Genomic DNA, 3,940 nt, shown 5'->3' on the forward strand with positions numbered 1-3,940 from the left:
CCTGCCCGGCCGCCGGGGCGCGCGCGACGACCGGCGCGGTGTCGACGGCCGCGTACGGCCAGACGTGGTCGAGCAGCCTCCGGCGGCGGAGGGTCTCCCGCTGGACGGCGTCGGCGGAGACCGGCCGTACGGGACCGAACCAGTGCGCGACGCCGTAGCGGAACCGGGTCGGACCGCTGCCCGGAGCCAGGGCGAAGAACGCCGCGTCGAACAGCGCCCCGAGGTGGCAGATCTCCAGCTCACCGTCGCCCAGGTACCCGCTCTCCACCAGGAACCGGCCCACGGAGCCCCGGCTTCCGGCCTGTTCGATGGCCTTCTCCCACGCCTCGTACGGCAGCCGGCCGCCCGCCGTGAGCATGACCTCGACACCGGGGGCGGCGGGGCTCTCGGCGTGCACGACGCGGCCGTCGGCGAGGTAGAGCGTGCCCTGGTCGCGCAAGAGGGCGCCGGTGGCCCGCTCCCCCGCGAGCCGGACGAGCATGGGCGACACGGCGGCAGTCATGCCAACACCAGCCGGGCGGCGAGCTGGCGGAGCCGTAATCGGGCGAGCGCGAGGTTGCCGGTGTCGCGGTCGAGCCACAGATGCAGGAACACACTGCTGTCGAAGGTCGTCTCGACGAAGCACAGGATGTGGTAGCCGGTACGGGTGGTGAGGATGAGGTCCTCGACCGGCGGCCCGTCGGGGGCGTCACTCCCGGCCGGACCGCTCCTGCCCTCCGCCGACGGCCTTTTGTCCGCCGCGGACCCCTTGTCCGCCGGGAGCCCGTCGTCCGCCCCGCCCGCGACGCCTCCGCCGGGCGCGTCGGGCGCGAAGGCCGGATACTCCGCCGCCGCCCTCGCCAGCTCGGCCGTCTCCGCCGCCGTCGCCTCGTGGTCGCCGTTCGGCGACTCCCCCGCCGTACCGAGCGCGAGTCCGCTCGTCCAGTCGACCACGGCCGCCCCGCGCGCTCCCGGCAGGTCCATGGCCTCCTGGAGGCATGCGTCGATTCCGGGCACGCGGAGTCCCTCCCCAGCCTTGCGTGCAGCCGTACGTGCGTACGGCAGTGACCGAGAGATTACGTAACGTGCCGCGCTCCGTGGGGAGTTCCGGCATTTTCCTCCGGAACATGCCAACCGCCGATAGGGTCGGGGCACGGCCTGCCCTGGCCGCCCCGGATCACCCGCCTCCCCGTGCCGGGGCGCGCCGGGGCGTGTCGCATTCGGGCGTTATGCCCCGAGATTGTCGGGTACCAGTTCCTCCGGACGGATCACCCCGCGTCGCAGGAGAAACGAGAAACCCATGAAGGTCGGTTACAAACTGGCAGCCGAGGCGTTCGGCCCGGCGGAACTGGTCCGGCAGGCGGTCCTCGCCGAGCAGGCCGGCTTCGACTTCGTCGAGATCAGCGACCACTACCACCCGTGGCTCGACAACCAAGGACACTCGCCCTTCGCCTGGACGGTCCTGGGCAGCATCGCGGTCAGGACGTCACGGATCGGGCTGGCGACGGGGGTCACCTGTCCGACCGTGCGCTACCACCCGGCGATCATCGCCCAGGCCGCCGCGACGCTCGCCCTGCTGTCGGACGACCGCTTCGTCCTCGGCGTCGGCTCGGGCGAGCGGCTCAACGAACACGTCGTCGGCCGCGGTTTCCCGGACAGTGTCGGCGCCCGGCACGACAGCCTCAGGGAGGCGCTGGAGATCATCCGGCTGCTGTGGAGCGGAGGTTACCGTTCGTACGAGGGCAAGCACCTCCGCCTGGAGGACGCCCGCGTCTTCGACCTCCCGGAGAAGCTCCCCCTGATCGCGGTCGCCGCCGGCGGCCGGGAGTCGGCCGTCCTCGCCGCCGAACTGGGCGACGGTCTCTTCGCGACCGAGGACAGGCCGGAGATCGTCCGGCACTACCGCGACGCCGGCGGGACAGGCCCCTGTTACGCGGAGGTCCCGGTGGCCTGGGCACCTGACACGCACACCGCGGCGAAGGCGGCCCTGGAGACGTCCCGCTGGGCCGTGACCGGCTGGAAGGTCATGAGCGAGCTGCCTGATCCGGTCAATTTCGAGGCCGCGACGGCCACGGTCCGCGAGGCCGACATCCTGGAGAAGTTCACCTGTGGCGCCGACCCGGCGCGGTACGTCGAGGCGACCCAGAAGTACGTGGACGCGGGCTTCGACCGGCTGGTCATGCAGAACGCGGGCCCCGATCCGGACGGCTTCATCGACTTCTACCGGAGTGAACTCGACAGCCGCGTCAGGCAACTGACGCCGAACGGCTCACCGGCCTGAACTGAGGGGTGTATGTCACCCTCTGATCCGGCGAACAGTCCCTAAGCTACGTGCGTGGCAGACACCCTGGATGAATTGGTCGAATTGCAGCGGGCCGCCGACAAGGCACACGACCGCGCGGGAGAGTTACGCGCGGCGTTCGGGCCACCGGCGGTCGAACCGTGGACCGAGGGACAGAGATCCACCTACGAGACGGCCTGGCGGGCGTGGCGTGATCTCGATCGCGACATCAAGGACGCGATCACGCGGTACGCGAAGCGCGAAACGCTCGACCGGGCCGCCGTCGAACGGACCGTACGGGCCCGGGTGGAGGGCCGCCCCCAGGAGGGGTAGCCGCTCCCGCACCGGGAGTCGAGCCGGCCGAGTCAGTAGCCGAGGGCTTTGCGCAGCTGCTGCTTGTTCATCGACGAGCGCCCGTCGATGTTCTTCTTCCTGGCCTCTTCGTACAGCTGGTCCCGCGTCGGGCCCCGCGCTCCGCTGTGCGAACGTTCGCCACCCCGCTGGGAAGCCGATTTCGGGTCCCGGAGAGAGGTTTTGCTCGCGGTTTTCGCCTCGCCCGACCGTGCGCGCTCCTTGTTGACGGTCCGCGCCGCGATTTCCTCGGCCCGCTTCTCCGGGGTGCCGCGCTTCTCGGCGCCTTCCTTGATGTGCTCGTACTGGCGTTCCCGCTTGCGGCTCGATCCTGCCGGCATGACACGCTCCTCCGCGTTCTGGACCTTCTCTGCGCCTGCCCGGTCCTGGCTCGTTTCAAGCCGCGCCCCCGTTCCGTTGGACCGTCCGGGCGCGTCCGTGTCCCTCCGGGATCGTCCGGGCACGTCCGGGATCGTCTGGGCACGTCTGGACGAGGCTGCTCCACGGGGCCTAGGGTCGGGTCACTCGTACGGCCGGGACCATCCGAGACCGGCGAGACCACGTGAGAGACCTCTGCCCGGTGACGGAGTCGGCGTGGGGCGCGCGTCCCCGCTCCACGCCAGCACTGGACGGTTCCAGGCGATGACCACGGGTCGGCACCTCAGGACGCCGACGACCCCGGGTGGTCCGCCCCGCCGGGCAGCGAAAGAGACACGCCGTGCTGTCGGCGCCCTATCGCACCCTGCTCCGCACCCCCGGTGCGGCGGCCTTCTTCCTCAGCGCCACCGCCGGCCGGGTCGGCATCGCCATGACCGGCCTCGGCGTCATCTGGCTGGTCCACGGCAGGACCGGCTCCTACGCCGTGGCGGGCCTGGTGACCGGCGCCCTCGCCGTCGCCGAGGCCCTGGCCGGGCCACAACTCGCCCGGCTGACCGACCACTTCGGCCAGACCCGCGTCCTGCCACCCGTCCTCCTCGCCCACACCACCGCCGTGGGCGCGCTCCTGGCCGTGGTCGGGAACCACAGCCCGCAGTGGCTGATGACGGCGGCCGGAGCGCTCGCGGGCGCCACGATCCCGCAGCTCGGCGCACTGTCGGCGGCCCGCTGGGCGGCGCTGCTGCAAGGCGAGCGGGCCGCGGCGCTGCCCACCGCCTTCGCCCTGGAATCGCTCGGCAACGGCCTGTGCTACCTGGCAGGACCCGCCCTGGTCACCACCGTGGGAGCGAGCTTCGGCCCGGCTCTCGGCATGGCGCTGGCCACGACCCTGGTGGTGGGCGGCGGGCTGGCCTTCGCCGCGCAGCGCCGTACCGCACCCGCCACGGTGGGCGC

General features: G+C 72.1%; 4 protein-coding genes and 2 pseudogenes. 3 read left to right on the forward strand and 3 right to left on the reverse strand.

The genetic code is table 11. The annotated features are described in order from the left end of the window. Together GT042_RS20935 and GT042_RS20940 are read right to left on the reverse strand one after the other, a co-directional pair. A pseudogene (locus GT042_RS20935) lies at positions 1-502 on the reverse strand (transcriptional regulator); the annotation flags it as partial. Continuing rightward, positions 499-996, reverse strand: coding sequence for a hypothetical protein (locus tag GT042_RS20940; protein ID WP_161310264.1), 498 nt, complete (start codon positions 994-996; stop codon positions 499-501). The gene GT042_RS20940 and the pseudogene GT042_RS20935, both read right to left, overlap by 4 nt. 283 nt (positions 997-1,279) lie before the next feature. Between GT042_RS20940 and GT042_RS20945 the strand changes: the two genes are divergently transcribed. Both GT042_RS20945 and GT042_RS20950 read left to right on the forward strand, forming a co-directional pair. Next, positions 1,280-2,260 carry a TIGR03557 family F420-dependent LLM class oxidoreductase gene (locus GT042_RS20945; protein WP_161310265.1) on the forward strand — a complete coding sequence of 327 codons (981 nt, stop codon included), beginning with the start codon at positions 1,280-1,282 and terminating at the stop codon, positions 2,258-2,260. A 54-nt stretch (positions 2,261-2,314) separates the two neighbouring features. Then, the gene (locus GT042_RS20950; RefSeq protein ID WP_161310266.1) at positions 2,315-2,593 is read left to right on the forward strand and encodes a hypothetical protein; all 279 of its coding nucleotides are present in this window, start codon (positions 2,315-2,317) and stop codon (positions 2,591-2,593) included. Between the two features lie 32 nt (positions 2,594-2,625). Here the strand turns inward: GT042_RS20950 and GT042_RS20955 are convergent, their stop codons facing one another. Next, positions 2,626-2,952, reverse strand: coding sequence for a plasmid stabilization protein (locus GT042_RS20955; RefSeq protein ID WP_161310267.1), 327 nt, complete (start codon positions 2,950-2,952; stop codon positions 2,626-2,628). 377 nt (positions 2,953-3,329) lie between these two features. Here GT042_RS20955 and GT042_RS20960 point away from each other — a divergent pair. Then, a pseudogene (locus GT042_RS20960) lies at positions 3,330-3,940 on the forward strand (MFS transporter); the annotation flags it as partial.

The organism is Streptomyces sp. SID3212 (assembly GCF_009865405.1).
GTDB lineage: Bacteria > Actinomycetota > Actinomycetes > Streptomycetales > Streptomycetaceae > Streptomyces.

Bases quoted from the DNA above. Each gene is read 5' to 3' on its own strand.
- GT042_RS20945 (WP_161310265.1), top strand. From the start codon at position 1,280: ATGAAGGTCGGTTACAAACTGGCAGCCGAGGCGTTCGGCCCGGCGGAA.
- GT042_RS20955 (WP_161310267.1), bottom strand. From the start codon at position 2,952: ATGCCGGCAGGATCGAGCCGCAAGCGGGAACGCCAGTACGAGCACATC.